At 69.3% G+C, this 13,910-nt stretch carries 16 protein-coding genes; 12 read left to right on the top strand and 4 right to left on the bottom strand.

All coding sequences use genetic code 11. The features are described from left to right. Positions 1-20 precede the first annotated feature (20 nt). The 3 genes from resB (at position 21) to JOD27_RS24775 (ending at position 3,841) form a co-directional block, all read left to right on the top strand. Positions 21-1,496, top strand: coding sequence for a cytochrome c biogenesis protein ResB (resB, locus tag JOD27_RS24785; protein ID WP_204764969.1), 1,476 nt, complete (start codon positions 21-23; stop codon positions 1,494-1,496). After that, positions 1,496-2,419: a c-type cytochrome biogenesis protein CcsB gene (ccsB, locus tag JOD27_RS24780; protein WP_204764675.1), complete on the top strand. Its 924-nt coding sequence runs from the start codon at positions 1,496-1,498 to the stop codon at positions 2,417-2,419. The genes resB and ccsB overlap by 1 nt, the downstream gene beginning before the upstream one ends. 102 nt (positions 2,420-2,521) lie before the next feature. Further along, the gene (locus JOD27_RS24775; protein WP_372441727.1) at positions 2,522-3,841 is read left to right on the top strand and encodes a MinD/ParA family ATP-binding protein; all 1,320 of its coding nucleotides are present in this window, start codon (positions 2,522-2,524) and stop codon (positions 3,839-3,841) included. 54 nt (positions 3,842-3,895) lie between these two features. Here JOD27_RS24775 and JOD27_RS24770 read toward each other — a convergent pair whose 3' ends face one another. Beyond that, positions 3,896-4,063: a hypothetical protein gene (locus JOD27_RS24770; protein WP_086667950.1), complete on the bottom strand. Its 168-nt coding sequence runs from the start codon at positions 4,061-4,063 to the stop codon at positions 3,896-3,898. 57 nt (positions 4,064-4,120) lie between these two features. Further along, the gene (locus JOD27_RS24765) at positions 4,121-4,327 is read right to left on the bottom strand and encodes a BldC family transcriptional regulator (protein WP_030473853.1); all 207 of its coding nucleotides are present in this window, start codon (positions 4,325-4,327) and stop codon (positions 4,121-4,123) included. Positions 4,328-4,524: 197 nt separating this feature from the next. Between JOD27_RS24765 and JOD27_RS24760 the strand changes: the two genes are divergently transcribed. The 9 genes from JOD27_RS24760 to JOD27_RS24720 all read left to right on the top strand — a co-directional run bounded on the left by JOD27_RS24760 (position 4,525) and on the right by JOD27_RS24720 (position 11,894). Continuing rightward, positions 4,525-4,989, top strand: a complete 465-nt coding sequence (locus JOD27_RS24760) for an Lrp/AsnC family transcriptional regulator (protein ID WP_204764674.1) — start codon at positions 4,525-4,527, stop codon at positions 4,987-4,989. A gap of 4 nt (positions 4,990-4,993) precedes the next feature. Continuing rightward, positions 4,994-5,263 (top strand): DUF4229 domain-containing protein, encoded by a 270-nt coding sequence (locus JOD27_RS24755; RefSeq protein ID WP_307830308.1) that lies wholly within the window; start codon positions 4,994-4,996, stop codon positions 5,261-5,263. Positions 5,264-5,334: 71 nt separating this feature from the next. After that, on the top strand, positions 5,335-6,378 hold the full coding sequence (cds1, locus tag JOD27_RS24750) for an L-cysteine desulfhydrase Cds1 (protein WP_204764673.1): 1,044 nt from the start codon (positions 5,335-5,337) through the stop codon (positions 6,376-6,378). Between the two features lie 55 nt (positions 6,379-6,433). Next, positions 6,434-6,739 (top strand): hypothetical protein, encoded by a 306-nt coding sequence (locus JOD27_RS24745; protein ID WP_204764672.1) that lies wholly within the window; start codon positions 6,434-6,436, stop codon positions 6,737-6,739. Continuing rightward, a complete protein-coding gene (locus JOD27_RS24740; protein WP_204764671.1) occupies positions 6,736-9,681 on the top strand; it encodes a methyl-accepting chemotaxis protein in 2,946 nt (981 codons plus the stop codon). Before JOD27_RS24745 ends, JOD27_RS24740 begins: the two co-directional genes overlap by 4 nt. Further along, on the top strand, positions 9,657-10,076 hold the full coding sequence (locus JOD27_RS24735; RefSeq protein WP_204764670.1) for a hypothetical protein: 420 nt from the start codon (positions 9,657-9,659) through the stop codon (positions 10,074-10,076). Before JOD27_RS24740 ends, JOD27_RS24735 begins: the two co-directional genes overlap by 25 nt. After that, a complete protein-coding gene (locus tag JOD27_RS24730; protein WP_204764669.1) occupies positions 10,073-11,044 on the top strand; it encodes a hypothetical protein in 972 nt (323 codons plus the stop codon). The genes JOD27_RS24735 and JOD27_RS24730 overlap by 4 nt, the downstream gene beginning before the upstream one ends. After that, positions 11,044-11,493 carry a hypothetical protein gene (locus tag JOD27_RS24725; RefSeq protein WP_204764668.1) on the top strand — a complete coding sequence of 150 codons (450 nt, stop codon included), beginning with the start codon at positions 11,044-11,046 and terminating at the stop codon, positions 11,491-11,493. Before JOD27_RS24730 ends, JOD27_RS24725 begins: the two co-directional genes overlap by 1 nt. After that, positions 11,493-11,894 carry a hypothetical protein gene (locus tag JOD27_RS24720; RefSeq protein WP_204764667.1) on the top strand — a complete coding sequence of 134 codons (402 nt, stop codon included), beginning with the start codon at positions 11,493-11,495 and terminating at the stop codon, positions 11,892-11,894. The genes JOD27_RS24725 and JOD27_RS24720 overlap by 1 nt, the downstream gene beginning before the upstream one ends. A gap of 6 nt (positions 11,895-11,900) precedes the next feature. On the opposite strand, the gene JOD27_RS24715 is transcribed toward JOD27_RS24720, so the two are convergent. Then, a complete protein-coding gene (locus tag JOD27_RS24715) occupies positions 11,901-12,773 on the bottom strand; it encodes a 1,4-dihydroxy-2-naphthoate polyprenyltransferase (protein WP_204764666.1) in 873 nt (290 codons plus the stop codon). Positions 12,774-12,819: 46 nt separating this feature from the next. Continuing rightward, positions 12,820-13,908: a DUF8814 domain-containing protein gene (locus JOD27_RS24710; protein ID WP_204764665.1), complete on the bottom strand. Its 1,089-nt coding sequence runs from the start codon at positions 13,906-13,908 to the stop codon at positions 12,820-12,822. Positions 13,909-13,910 lie beyond the last annotated feature (2 nt).

The raw sequence follows: 13,910 nt of genomic DNA, 5'->3' as shown, positions 1-13,910 counted from the left end.
CGTGGCGCGGGCTCACCTCGATGAGGACCGCGCTGACCCTGCTGTTCCTGCTCGCGCTCGCGGCGATGCCGGGGGCGTTGCTGCCGCAGCTGTCGTTGAACGCGGCCAAGGTCGACGAGTACGTCGCCCAGCACGGGTGGTGGGGCGATCTGCTGCTCAAGCTCGGGTTCTTCGAGGTGTACGCCACGCCCTGGTTCGCCGCGATCTACCTGCTGCTGTTCACGTCCCTCGTCGGGTGCCTGCTGCCCCGCACGTGGGAGTACTTCAAGCAGATGCGCGCGAAGCCGGTGCTGACGCCGCGCAACCTCTCGCGCATGCCGCACCACGCGCAGGCCGTGCTCGACGTGACGCCGGAAGAGGCCGTCGGGCGGGCGAAGAAGGCCATGCGCGGGTGGCGGATGGATGCCGGTGAGGGCACGGTCAGCGCCGAGCGCGGGTACCTGCGGGAGACCGGCAACCTGATCTTCCACTTCGCGTTGCTCGGGCTGCTGGTGTCGTTCGCGCTGGGCAAGATGTTCAGCTACGAGGGCCAGGTCATCGTCCAGGCCAATGGCGGGCAGTTCTGCAACGGCGGCGTCTTCAACTACGACTCGTTCCGGCCCGGCCTGCGGGTCGACGGGACCGACCTCACGCCGTTCTGCGTCGAGATCGGCAAGTTCTCCGCCGAGTACCTCGAGAACGGCCAGCCCGTCGGATACCAGGCGGACATCCGCTACCAGTCGGGTGACGACCTCGCCGCGAACACGTGGCGGCCGTACACCCTGCAGGTCAACCACCCGCTGCGCACCGGCGGTGATCGCCTTTACCTGCTCGGGCACGGGTACACGCCGACGTTCACGGTGACGTTCCCCAACGGCGAGAAGCGCACGCAGGGTATTCAGTGGCTGCCCAGCGACCAGCGCACGCTGGCGTCGGAGGGCGCGACGAAGTTCGACCCGCCCGGCGTGACGGACTCCGAGCAGCGGCGCAAGAACCAGATCGCGGTAACCGGGTTGCTCGCGCCGACGCCGTTCCTGCACGGCAACATCCTGAACTCGAAGTTCCCCGCGCTGAACAACCCGATGGTCGCGGTCGACGTGTACCGCGGTGACCTCGGCGTCGACGACGGCCGCGGCCAGTCGATCTTCTCGATCGACATGAAGATGGTCGAGCAGGGCCGGCTGCAGAAGGTCGCGCGCAAGAACCTCGCGCTGGGTGAGGAGATCGCTCTCGACGACGGCACCAAGGTGCGGTTCGACTCCGTGAGCGACTGGGTGTCGTTGCAGGTCTCGCACGACCCGACGCAGGGGTACGTGCTGGCGTTCGCCATCCTGATCATCCTGGGCCTCGGGGTCTCGCTGACCGTGAAGCGCCGCAGGGTGTGGGTGCGTGCGACCCCTCAGGAAGACGGGCGTACGTTGGTCGAGGTCGGTGGGCTTGCCCGCACTGACCAGGCGGGATACGGCGAGGAGTTCACGCGGCTCGCCCGCGCGGTTCTGAACGAGGAGAAGTCCTGATGCCGGTTGACGAGACACTCGCGACCTACAGCGACTGGCTGTACCGCAGCGCTCTGGGCGTCTACCTCTTCGCGATCCTGCTCTACGCGGTCGAGCAGGCGTTCGCTCGTGCCCCGCGCAAGGCGGAGGCGCTGGTCGGAGCCGGTGCGCCGATCCCGGGCCTCGTCGAGGACCAGCCGAAGCGCGATGTGAGCAAGCCGGAGCGCATCGGCCGCATGGGCGCCGCACTGACGGTGCTCGGTGCGCTGCTGCACCTGGCCTCGCTGGTGATGCGCGGTCTTTCCGCAGGTCGCGCGCCCTGGGGCAACATGTACGAGTACATGTCGCTGCTGTGCCTCGCCGCGGTCGTGACGTGGATCGTGCTGATGGCGAAGTTCCCGATCCGCCGCCTCGGCGCGTTCGTGCTGACGCCGATCCTGGTCCTGCTGTTCCTCGGCGGCACCGTCCTCTACGCCTCGTCAGCGCCCGTCCAGCCGGCCCTGCGGTCGTACTGGCTGGTCATTCACGTCTCGGTGATCTCGATCTCGTCGGGCGTGCTGCTGATCCCCGGCGTGACGTCGATCCTCTACCTGCTCAAGGACAGCAAGTCCGACCGCTTCCCGAAGTTGCCGTCCGCCGACGTGCTCGACCGGATGTCGTACCGCACCACGGTGCTGGCGTTCCCGCTGTTCACCGCGGGCATCATCTGCGGCGCGATCTGGGCGGAGGCCGCGTGGGGCCGGTTCTGGGGCTGGGACCCCAAGGAGACGGTGGCGTTCGTCTCGTGGGTGGTCTACGCGGCGTATCTGCACGCGCGCGCGACGGCCGGTTGGCGCGGTCGTGGGGCCGCTTGGATCAACGTGGTGGGCTTCGCGCTGAACGTGTTCAACCTGTTCTTCATCAACTTGGTCACCACAGGGTTGCATTCCTACGCGGGTCTCTAACGAGTTAGCCCCCAGGTCGATGGAACCGGTGTCGGTTGCGTACCGTCGCAACCTGGGGGTCGGGGAGGTCTCGATCCTCCTTGCTCAGGGAGGGCCACAGCGGTGAACTGGCAACCACCGGGTGAGGAACAGGGCTCCGGCCCGCAGTACGTCGACTCGCAGACGGCCTACCTCGACCCGCAGCAGTCCGGTCCGCAGCACGTCAGCGGCGGTCAATCAGGTCCGTACAGCGTGGGCGGCCCCCAGGGGGACCCGTATCAGGTGCCTGGCAACGCCTCCGGCCCGTACCAGGTGCCCGGCAACGCCTCCGGCCCCTACCCGGTGCCCGGCTCGCAGTCCGGCGCGTACCCGGTGGACGGCTCCGGTCCGTACCAGGTGGGTGGCGGCCAATCGGGTGCTCATGCGGTCGGCGGCGGGCAGTCCGGACCCCAGAACACGGCCCAGTACGGCCAGTTCGCCGGGGCGCAGTACCCGAACAACTTCCCGCAGCAGCCGTACCGCTCCCAGGCCCAGGAAGTCTCGTCGCAGCAGCTGATCAAGAAGGAGAAGCGCCCGCCGGCGTCCGGCTGGCGCAAGTCGCTGCACGCGGTGACCGGTGGCGTCGTCAACCTCGGTGAGAGCCCTGCCGACGTCCGCCGCCGTGAGCTGATCGCGCGGATCAACCAGCCGCTGCGCGGGTGCTACAAGATCGCGATGCTGTCGCTCAAGGGCGGCGTCGGCAAGACCACGACGACGACCACGCTGGGCTCGACGTTCTCGTCGCTGCGCGGCGACAGGGTGATCGCGGTCGACGCGAACCCCGACCGCGGCACGCTGGCGTTGAAGATCCCGCGGGAGACCACGGCGACCGTGCGGCACCTGCTGCGCGACGCCCCGCGGATCACCCGCTACAGCGACGTGCGCGCGTACACCTCGCAGTCGCCCGCGCGGCTCGAGGTGCTGGCGTCCGAGCAGGACCCGGCCGTGTCGGAGGCGTTCAGCGAGGACGACTACCGCCGCACGGTGCAGTTGCTGGAGCACTTCTACAACATCGTGCTCACGGACTGCGGCACCGGACTGATGCACTCGGCGATGAAGGGCGTGCTGGACCAGGCAGACCAGCTGGTGCTGGTGTCGTCCGGATCGGTCGACGGCGCGCAGACCTCGGCGGCGACGCTCGACTGGCTGGAGGCGCACGGCTACCGCGACCTGGTCGCGAAGTCCGTCTGCGTGATCAACTCGGTGCGCCCGAAGTCGGGCAAGGTCGACCTCGACAAGCTCGCCGCGCACTTCCAGCAGCGGTGCCGCGCCGTGGTCCGCCTGCCGTTCGACGAGCACCTCGAAGAAGGCGCGGAGATCGCGCTGGACCGGCTCGCACCGGAGACCCGGCTCGCGTTGCTGGAACTCGGCGCGGTGGTCGCGGACGACTTCCCCAACGCGTGACCGGGTGGTCTTGACGCGGCGAAAGGGGCCCTGAGGACAGGGCCCCTTTTCCGTTCACTCGTCGCGTTTGCGCTGCTCGTCGAGCTTGCGCAGGAACTCCGGGTCGTCGTCAGGTGCGATCACCTTGCGGCCCGGGGTGTACTCCGAATGCTGCGGAGCGAAGGCTCGCCACACCAGCACAGCCACGGTGAGCGCACCGATCACCGCCAGCAGGTAGATCATCTGGTCGCCACCTCCCTTTGCCACGAGATTACCCGCGGCCCAGGGATAACTACGGTTTCAGTGGCGGACGGGTTCAGTCGCCTCGGTGGTGAGCTCCGACAGCAGAGCCTTCACCTCGGTCTCACGGAACCTGCGATGTCCTCCAGGGGTGCGAATCGAACCGATGCGACCGGCGGTGGCCCATCGGGTCACGGTCTTCGGGTCGACCCGGAACAGATTGGCGACTTCCCCAGGCGTCAAGAGCCGCTCGGTGGCTGCAGTCACTCGTCCTCCTCAGATCAGACGTTCCGGTCTGATCGTGGCACTTGACCCATCAGGTACTCGAACGCTTGTTTTTTGGTAAAGAGGTAGTAAGGGACGCAGGGGGCGAACCGGACATGTTTTGCCGCACGCGGGGCCCTCGCGTCCTCTCCTGGAGTACGAAAGCTCCCCGCGTACTGTCAGGGCATAGGGTGTCGCGGGTGGATGCTCTTGATCGCCAGATCATCGCCGCACTGCGCGCCAACGGCCGGGCCACGTACGCCGAACTCGGCAGGCAGGTCGGCCTGTCCGCCTCCGCCGTGCACGAACGGGTCGGCAAGCTCGAGTCCAGCGGTGTGATCGTCGGGTACCACGCGGTCGTCGACCCGAGTGCGGTCGGCCTGGGCGTCACCGCGTTGATCGGCATCCACCCCACCGACATCGCGGACGACAACGAGGTCGCGGACGCGTTGAGCGAGCTCATCGAGGTCGAGTCCTGCTACCGGGTGGCGGGCGACGAGTCGTTCATCGTGAAGGTCCGCGTCGCCACGGTGGACGACCTGGAGCGCTCGCTCGGGCGGCTGCGGCGCATCCCCGGTGTGGCCCGCACGCGCACGACCGTGGTGCTGTCCACGCGCTTCGAGGGGCGGCCGAACACCGGCGACGAGGACGGCGACGTAACCTGAACGGGTGCTCGCTCGAGATGTGACGCTTTACGTTCTCGCCCGCCTCGGCCTCGTCGTGGTGGTGATGGGCGCGCTCATGCTGTTCAAGGTTCCGCTGCTCCCCGCGCTGGCCGTCGGGGTGGTCGTGGCGCTGCCCGCATCGCTGTTCATCTTCAAGGGACTGCGCCAGCGCGTGGCGGTCGGTCTGAACGAGCGTCAGGCGGCGCGGCAGGCTGAGCGGGACAAGCTGCGCGCCGAGCTGCGTGGTGACGAAGGTCCTCTCACTCAGGCGTAGGACGTCTGCGCGGTTATCGTGCCGCTGTGAGTACCTCCGTTGACCGTTGTTGCAGCAGGACCAGGCACTGGGTGTGCGAAGCCGTCGGGATCATCGAGGCGGACGCGAACCGCAGCGCGGACACCCATCTGCTGCGTTATCCGCTGCCGCTCGACTGGGGCATCGACCTCTACCTGAAGGACGAGTCGACGCACCCCACGGGCTCGTTGAAGCACCGGCTGGCGCGGTCGCTGTTCCTCTACGCGATCTGCAACGGCTGGATCACCGGCGGCACGCCCGTGATCGAGGCGTCCTCCGGGTCGACGGCGGTCTCCGAGGCGTACTTCGCCCGGTTGCTGGGCCTGCCGTTCATCGCCGTGATGCCCCGCTCGACCTCGGCCGAGAAGGTCGCGTTGATCGAGCGGCAGGGCGGGAAGTGCCACTTCGTCGACGAGCCGTCGGCGATCTACGACGAGTCGCGGCGGCTGGCGTCCGAGCTGGGCGGCCACTTCATGGACCAGTTCACCCACGCCGAGCGCGCGACGGACTGGCGCGGCAACAACAACATCGCCGAGTCGATCTTCGACCAGATGAAGCTGGAGCCGTCGCCGGAGCCCGACTGGGTGGTCGTGGGAGCGGGCACGGGCGGCACGTCCGCCACGATCGGCCGGTACATCCACTACCAGAAGCTGGGCACGCGCCTCGCCGTGGTGGACCCCGAGTTCTCGGTGTTCTTCGACGCGTGGCGCGACAGCACGCCGGAGCTGGTGGGCACGCGCGGTTCGCGGATCGAGGGCATCGGGCGGCCGCGGGTGGAGCCGTCGTTCGTCGGCCAGGTGATCGACCGCATGATCAAGGTGCCGGACGCGGCGTCCGTGGCGACCATCCGGTACGTGGAGGACCTGCTCGGGCGGCGGGTCGGCGGTTCGACCGGAACAAATCTCTGGGGAGCGTTCCAGATCGTCGCGGAGATGCGGCAGTCTCGCACGCGCGGAAGCGTGGTGACCTTGCTCTGTGACGGCGGCGAGCGTTACGCGAACACCTACTACGACGACTCATGGGTATCCGCACAAGGCATGGACCTCGACCCGTGCCTGGAACGCCTGAACAACTTCCACCGCACGGGGAACTGGTGACGAGAGTCGTGCGTCACAGCGTGACCTGAGCACTCGAGTCCGCAGGGGGGACCAAGTGTCGTCGCTGTCCACCAACGCCGCCGAGCTGCGCGCGTACGCCGAATATCTGCGCACCGAAGCGCAGGAGTTCGACACGATCCGCAAGTACGTCCACGCGACGGCGTGCGACAAGGCGGGCTTCACGGGCCTGCTGACGTTGCTGCAGCCGGGCGTGGACCTCGTGCGCGCGCTGTTCGACGAGACGCTCGACTTCGGCAAGTCCAAGCTCGAGGGCTCGGCTTCCGCGGTGGACGCGACGGCTCAGGTCTACGAGGCCGTCGACAGGGCCCAGATGACGATCTTCGAGGGGATCCTGAAGTGACGACCGCGTACCACGACCCGCGCCCGGTCGCGGCGTCGCTGAAGCAGCCCGAGATCGACAGAGCCTCGCTGAACGACGTCCTGGCCGACCAGGGCTGGGGCGTCCAGGCGGTCAACTGGGTCTTCGAGGCCGTGACCGGCGAGTCGCTCGTCGCCACGATCATCACGCCGATCACCGGTGACTGGACCAAGATCCGTGCCGACGGCGACGCGTGGCGCATGGTCGGCAACGCGATGAACGACGTCTCGTACAACCTCACCGACGCCGTCGGCAAGGTGCGCGAGCACTGGGACGGCGACGCGGCCAAAGCCCACGAGCGCTACATCGCGCTGGGCTGGAAAGCTGCCCTGTTCGCCGAGATGGGCGTCGCCCAGCTCATCGCCAAGGGCTTCGACACCGTCGCCTCCGGTGCGGAAGCCCTCGGCAAGCAGGCCGCGCGGCTGCTCGACTACCTGGTCAACAAGCTGCTCGAGGCCGCGGCCACCGTCTGGATCCCCCTCGCCGGCTGGATCAAGGCCGCCGAGATGGTCTGGAACGCGTACCAGATCTACCGCCGCGTCATGGACATCATCGACACGGTCCAGAAGCTCATCTCCGACGTGAAGGCCCTGTTCGACGCCGTGGGCCGCGTCTTCTCGGCCATCGGCAAGCTGAAGGACGCCGACACGCTCGCCGAGGCCATGAACGCCACCCAGGAGGTGGCGGAGGCGGGCCGCGACGTCCGCAACGCGGTCAACGACATTCACGACGACATGACGTCCATCAAGGACTCGGCCACCGAGATCGCGGACCGCGGCCACGACATCGGCTCCCACGTCCGCGAGGTCTACACCCCGCCAGGCGGCGCCGACGGCACCAAACCGGCCGCCGTCACCGCCGTTGCCCCCGGCGGCGCCCCGGTCTCCGCGGCTCCGACCGTGCACGGCGGCCCCGACGCGCCCGCGACCCACGCCGCGACGGCCGGCGGCTCCACGGTGTCCGCACCGCCGACGCTCGGTTCGGGTTCGGGTGGCTCTGGCGGCGTGCCCACGGGTGGTGTCCCGAGTGGTGGCCACGGCGGCGTGCCGACCGGTGGCGTGCCGACCGGCGGCCACGGCGCACCGGGGGCCTCCACCCCACCCCGCCTCGACACCACGCACGCGGCAGGCGCGGCCCCGACGGCCGCCCCACCATCGCACCAGCCGACCCCGGTCGGCGGAGCGATGCCGATGGGCGCACCCCCGATGGCAGGGGGCGGCGGTGGCGACTCCAGCCGCAGCTCCGGTTCGCGGCCGGGCTCGTCCGCGGGCTCGGCCTGGCCCACCAACGGCTCCGGCACGCCCTCCGGCCAGGCCAAGCCACCGAGCAGCGGCCTCCCGTCGCCTCCCGGCCACACCGGCCTCCCGACGCCTCCCGGCCAGCAGGGCTCCCGCCCAGGCGGTCTGCCCACGCCGCCGTCCGGCACGGGCTCGCACCCGACGCCGGGCACGGGCGGCACCCACTCAACGTCGGGTACGGGCGGCTCGCACCCCACCCCCGGCTCAGGCAGCTCGGGCACCCACCCGACGCCGGGTGGTTCTGGCGGCCTGCCCACTCCTCCCGGTCATCCGAGCGCCAGCTCGGGCACGGCGACGGCACCTGCGCCGTCGGGCACCGGCGGCGGCCTCCCGACCCCGCCCGGACACCCGACGCCGAGTTCTGGCGGTGGCCTCCCGTCGCCTCCTGGACACGAGAGCCCGAGCAACGGTGGCGGCCTGCCGTCGCCTCCTGGACATCCGAGTCCGAGCACGGGCACGGATCACCCGACGCCCAACGGTTCAGGCGGCTCGACGCCACACGACCCGACTCAGCACGACTCCGGCCCCAAGCCGCACGACGGCGACGGCAAGCCCCACGACGCGGACCACAAGGCGCACGACGACAAGACCCACGACACCGACACCAGCGACGCTGACGGCACCAAGCCGCACGACGACCACCCGGACACGACCCCGTCCGACCACCCCACCGAGCACGACACGGACCCGAAGCACGACACCAACGCGTCCGGCGGCCACGGCAACAACGAAGACGGCAATGGCGGCAACGGCGGCGGTGGTGACGACGCGCCTCGTTCGCCGAAGGGCCACGACCTCACGCCTGCCTTCGACCACGCGGCCATGGCGGCGTCCGGCGACGGCTACAAGCACCAGCTCGAGCAGATCCTGCCGACGGAGGCCGAGCGCGAGCGGTACGTCGAGCTGAGCAAGAAGCTGTCCACCGAGCTGAGCCCGAGCGAGGCCCAGCACGTGGCCGAGGTCCGCAACCAGATCAAGGTGGGCTCCGGCGACCTCGTCACCAAGGTGCTGCACCAGAACGCCGTCGACGGCTACCTCAAGACCCACGAGGACCCCATGTCGGAGGCGGCACGCCGGCAGGGGACGGTGGCGGGAAGCATCGCCAGGGCCGAGGACGTGCACGACATCAACAAGCCGATGGGCCTGCGGGAAGGCCTGGCGCTGGACGACAAGGGCGAGGGCTGGACTCCGATCAAGGACAAGGCCGACTCCGCGATGCAGTTGCGGTACCACATGACCGACGACCAGGCCCGGACCGCGACCATCCCCTACGGTGGTCCGGAGAAGTCCGATCGCGACTTCAGCCAGCCGCCGACTCCCGGCCAGGAGCACCGCGAGTACCAAAGCCCGCAGGAGAAGGCCCACTACGACGCGGCCGCCAAGCAGATGGCCGACGCCGGTGGTGCCGCCGAGCCGAAGCGCGGACGGGATCCGTTCACCGGTACCGGGTCCACCGGTGGTGGTGTGCCGGAGTGGGTCGCCAAGCCCGCCGATCTGCCGGACCGCGCGGAGATCTGGGAGGTCCGGGACGGCAAGGAACGCCTGCACGCCGTCTACGAGAAGGGGCTCGGCTGGTACCAGCTCAAGGAGGATGAGGCGTCGTGGTCCAGTACACCCGTGAAGTAGTCGAGTACCAGGGCGAGATCTACTTCGCGGGCACGGTCGACCAGGGCAGGATCTGGATCGTCAAGATCCCCGGTGAGACCTACGCGACCGACGAGGGCTTCGAGCACCGCGAGGAGCTGCGCCTCAAGCAGGTGCCGATCGCGGAGCTCGACGCCTGGTACCGCGACGAGATGACGGCGAAGTGGCGTGGCCAGCCGTTCATCGTGCATCCGAACCGCGACGGCACGATGGGCGCCGACTATGTCGGGCCGTCGCAGGTCTGGGCTGAGGACAACGGGCTGGAAGGCGATCCGTACAACGGCTTCCACAAGATCCTCGACCCGGACGAGCTCGAGGACGTGCAGGTCGACCGCACCGACTACCTGGCGCGGTGGAAGGAGAAGAACCCGGGATGAGCACCCCACAGGCCGTGCAGAAGGCGGCCGGCATCGGGCCGGAGACGATCCTGCAGAAGATCGTGCACCCCGCGGTCGCGCAGCTCCACCTGGGCAACGTCGTGGTTCCCGGCCGGTTCGAACCGCACCGCACCGCCGGGTTCGTGACGCGCGGTCAGGACTTTCCGCAGGGCACCGCCGACCAGTTCGCCGAGGCGTTCGGTGTGGACAAGGTCGAGGGCTGGCCGAAGGGGTCGCAGTACGTGCTGCGGTTCCTGGCCCACACCACGGCGCTCTTCGACACCAGCTTCGGCGGCCCCACGCTCGAGGGCGCGCAGAAGATGGGCACGACCCGCGTCTACCCCGTGCCGTTCACCGGCACCGGGTACACGCCCAGCGCCCAGCCGATCCCCGAGTACGTCATGGAGCTCACCGAGCTGCCCGCGGGCACCGAGCTGTGGCGGTTCGAGCCCAACGGTGAGGGCAAGGCCGTGGGCAAGTACATCAACCGTCAGATCGGCTGGTACCCGATCGGTGACGTCGGCTTCGGGCCCGGAAGGTACTGGCAGGCACCGGTCGCGCTGCGGCCGACCGTCCGACGTGGACTGGTCGCGTCCTACCGCGGCCAGGGCTTCGACGTCGACTTCGGCCCGCGGCCCGGTGTCCTGACGCTGCACCCGCTCGCCGGTCAGCCGGTGCCGGAGGACTTCACCGAAGGCGTGCTGGAGGTTCCCGACGCCGCGGTGGAGGAGCTCGCGTACCTGCGCAAGCTCGCCACGTACCGCGGCGCGGAGTTCGAGATCATCGGTATTCAGGGCGACCAGGCGGTCCTGCACTTCCTCGGCGAGAACTACGAGGTGGCGCGGCAGCTCGGACTGACAGAGGTGGACTTCCGGCAGTGGCGTGCGGTCGTCGCGCGCACCGAGCTGAGCGACGTCCGCGACGAGGTCCGGACGATCCGGCGAGGTCTTTTCGGGAGCGAGAACTGATGACCATCCCCAACGACAGCTGGAAGTCGCCGGAGCTGCGTGCGGCGGAGGCGCAGGTCGACGCCCGCTTCAAGGAGGCGCAGGACCTCGCGAACCGGCTCAAGGACACGCCGTTGCCGCCGATCCCGCCCGTCGACTTCAAGGCGATCGCGCAGCAGGTCGAGCGGGCCGCGCAGGAGCGGGACGCGCCGGAGCAGCTGAAAGCGTTGAAGCGCAAGGTCGACGCCGGCGAGTTCACGTGGGAGGACGTCGTCTCCGGCAAGGCTGCCGAGGATCCCGACGTGCAGGCCATGCAGCAGGAGAACGTCAAGAAGATGAAGCAGGCGTTCCAGATGCTGCAGGAGGGCATGACGGTCGACGAGATCATGAACGCGCAGGGTCCGCGCAGAGGCCGGGGTGACGACGGCGACGAGAACGACCCCGACATCTTCGCGGAGGACAAGTGGTGATGACGGCCTGGCGGACACCGGACATCCTCGCGGCAGAGGACTTCCTGACGAACGCGGTCGCCGAGGCGGACCGCGCGATGCGGTCCGCCCAGCAGAGCGTCCGGGGCAAGGAACCGTCCACTGAGGACATTCGCAGGGTGATGCAGTTCGCCAGGTCGAGCGACGCGTCACCGGCGATGCGCCAGCTGGCCGACCGCATCGCGCGCGGTGCGGGGCTCAGCTGGCGTCAGGTCCTCACCGGCGAGGCGGGCCACGATCCCCTTGTGCGGCAGGCACTCGAAGCCGACCGCGCGACGCTCGACGAGCTGATCAAGGGGGAGACGGCACCTCCGCCGCCTCCGCGCAGGCCCGCCCGGCGCGACGAGGACGAGCCGACCCAGTTCACCGAGGACGCCTGGTGAAGCCCGTCAGTCGAGGAACAGCCCCGCACTGACGAGCAGCGCCCAGGCCAGCATCGCGAAGCCGGTGAACTGCAGCACCGGGATCAGGTCGCGGCCACCACGCCCGGCCGCGACCCGGCGCACGGCGGGCAGCAGCACCGGCGCCGCGAGGAACCCGAGCAACGCGTAGGGCACCCGCACGGTCATCCCGAGCGCGATCAGGAACGGCACAGCCGTCAGCGCGAGGTACAGCCTGCGGGTGTCCTTGTCTCCCAGCACGACGGCCAGGGTTCGCTTGCCCGACACCGCGTCCGTCGGGATGTCCCGCAGGTTGTTCGCCACCAGCACGGCGGCGGAGATCGACCCCATCGCGATGGACGCGCCGATGCCGATCCCGGTGATCTCACCGGTCTGCACGTACAGCGTGCCCAGCACCGCGGCCGGTCCGAAGAACAGGAACACCGCGATCTCGCCGAGCCCCGCGTAGCCGTACGGGCGCTTGCCGCCGGTGTAGAACCACGCCCCGGCAATGCACACGGCGCCGAACGCGATCATCCACCAGTGCCCGGACAGCGCAACCAGCGCGATGCCGGCCAACGCGCCGACGCCGAGCGAGACGAACGCCGCCAGCCGCACCTTCGTCGGCTCGGCGGCACCGGAACCGGTGAGGCGGAACGGTCCCACGCGGTTGTCGTCGGTGCCGCGGATGCCGTCGGAGTAGTCGTTGGCGTAGTTCACGCCGATCTGCAGCGCCACCGAGACCACGAGCGCCAGCACCGTGTAGAGCGCGTTGAACTCGTCGATGTGGTGTGCCGCCGCCGCTCCCACGATCACGGGCGCGATCGAGTTCGGCAGGGTGCGCGGGCGGGTCCCCTGGATCCACTGGACGACTGAGGCCATGCCTCCATCCTCCGCTATGGCTACCGAGGACCCGCCAACGGGTGTATCAGCAGCTAGTCGCGCCGGAGACGCCCGCCACGTAGGCCTTGGCGATGTGCTTGCCGGACGCGATGCGGTACCAGATGTTCGACGTGCCCTGCGTGCCCGTCACCGACTCACCCGTCAGCTGGCAGGTGACCCTGACCTGGGCGTGGTTCGCGGCCAGACCCACCTGCGCCGTGTCGGAGTCCGCGCCGCTGCGGACGTTCACCGTGCCGTTCGCCGCGGACGTGCGGACCGTCCCGACAGGACCGGAGCCGGTCCACAGGTACGTCACGGTGACCCAGGAGTTCGTCTCCAGCTTCAGCCCGTCCCAGAACGTGCCGTCGGCCAGGTCGATGCCAGCGGGGTTCGCGACCTCACGCCCGAACTGGTCTTTGCCGCCGTGGTAGTTGTCCTGGTAGGCGGCTTGTGCCTCCGGCTTGCCCTGCGGCAGGTCCTTCCACATCTCCCGCGTGGTGGACGGGTTCCAGTAGTCGTCCTTGGTGTTCCACGGGCCGACGTCCCACACCGGCGCCCACTCGCAGCGGCCGTTCGACGCGCAGATCTGCACGCTGTAGGTGCCGGAGTTGTTGGGCGCCAAGCCACGCCGCGACGGCAGCGCGACGAAGTGGTCGCGCGAACGGATCGTGTGACCGTTCGCCGTCGAGCCGCCGACGAGGCCCTCACGCGTCGCGTAGACGCGGTACGAACGTCCAGCAGCAGCAACGGAAACGTCTTCCGAAGCGGCCGGCGTACTGGAAGCCTTCAGCTTCACGCGCGAGGCCTTGCCACTGCTGAGAACAACCCGCGTCTGGACGGTGGAGGTGGTCACGGGCAACGTGGCCGGCGCTTCCAGCCACTCGGTCCACTGACCGTCCGGGCGCAGGCCGCGCACGTCCACGACCCCATCGCCGGTCACCGCCGCCGTGACCGTGTTGGCGGGCTGAGCGAGTCTGTGCGGTTCCAGCTCGATCAGGCCCATCCGCGGGGAACCGCCCCACGAGACGAACTTGTAGTTGAGGTCGGCGGACCACTCGTCGCCGGCTGCCTGGGCAGGGGACACCAGTCCGACCACCACCGTGGCGCCGACGACCAGCGGTAACAGGTAGCGCATGA

This window comes from Lentzea nigeriaca, assembly GCF_016907955.1.
In the GTDB taxonomy this organism is placed as follows: domain Bacteria; phylum Actinomycetota; class Actinomycetes; order Mycobacteriales; family Pseudonocardiaceae; genus Lentzea; species Lentzea nigeriaca.
This window is presented reverse-complemented; position numbering and strand designations above follow the sequence as displayed.

Bases quoted from the DNA above. Each gene is read 5' to 3' on its own strand.
- resB (WP_204764969.1), top strand. From the start codon at position 21: ATGAGGACCGCGCTGACCCTGCTGTTCCTGCTCGCGCTCGCGGCGATG.
- ccsB (WP_204764675.1), top strand. From the start codon at position 1,496: ATGCCGGTTGACGAGACACTCGCGACCTACAGCGACTGGCTGTACCGC.
- JOD27_RS24770 (WP_086667950.1), bottom strand. From the start codon at position 4,063: ATGATCTACCTGCTGGCGGTGATCGGTGCGCTCACCGTGGCTGTGCTG.
- JOD27_RS24730 (WP_204764669.1), top strand. From the start codon at position 10,073: ATGAGCACCCCACAGGCCGTGCAGAAGGCGGCCGGCATCGGGCCGGAG.
- JOD27_RS24725 (WP_204764668.1), top strand. From the start codon at position 11,044: ATGACCATCCCCAACGACAGCTGGAAGTCGCCGGAGCTGCGTGCGGCG.
- JOD27_RS24720 (WP_204764667.1), top strand. From the start codon at position 11,493: ATGACGGCCTGGCGGACACCGGACATCCTCGCGGCAGAGGACTTCCTG.
- JOD27_RS24715 (WP_204764666.1), bottom strand. From the start codon at position 12,773: ATGGCCTCAGTCGTCCAGTGGATCCAGGGGACCCGCCCGCGCACCCTG.
- JOD27_RS24710 (WP_204764665.1), bottom strand. From the start codon at position 13,908: ATGCGCTACCTGTTACCGCTGGTCGTCGGCGCCACGGTGGTGGTCGGA.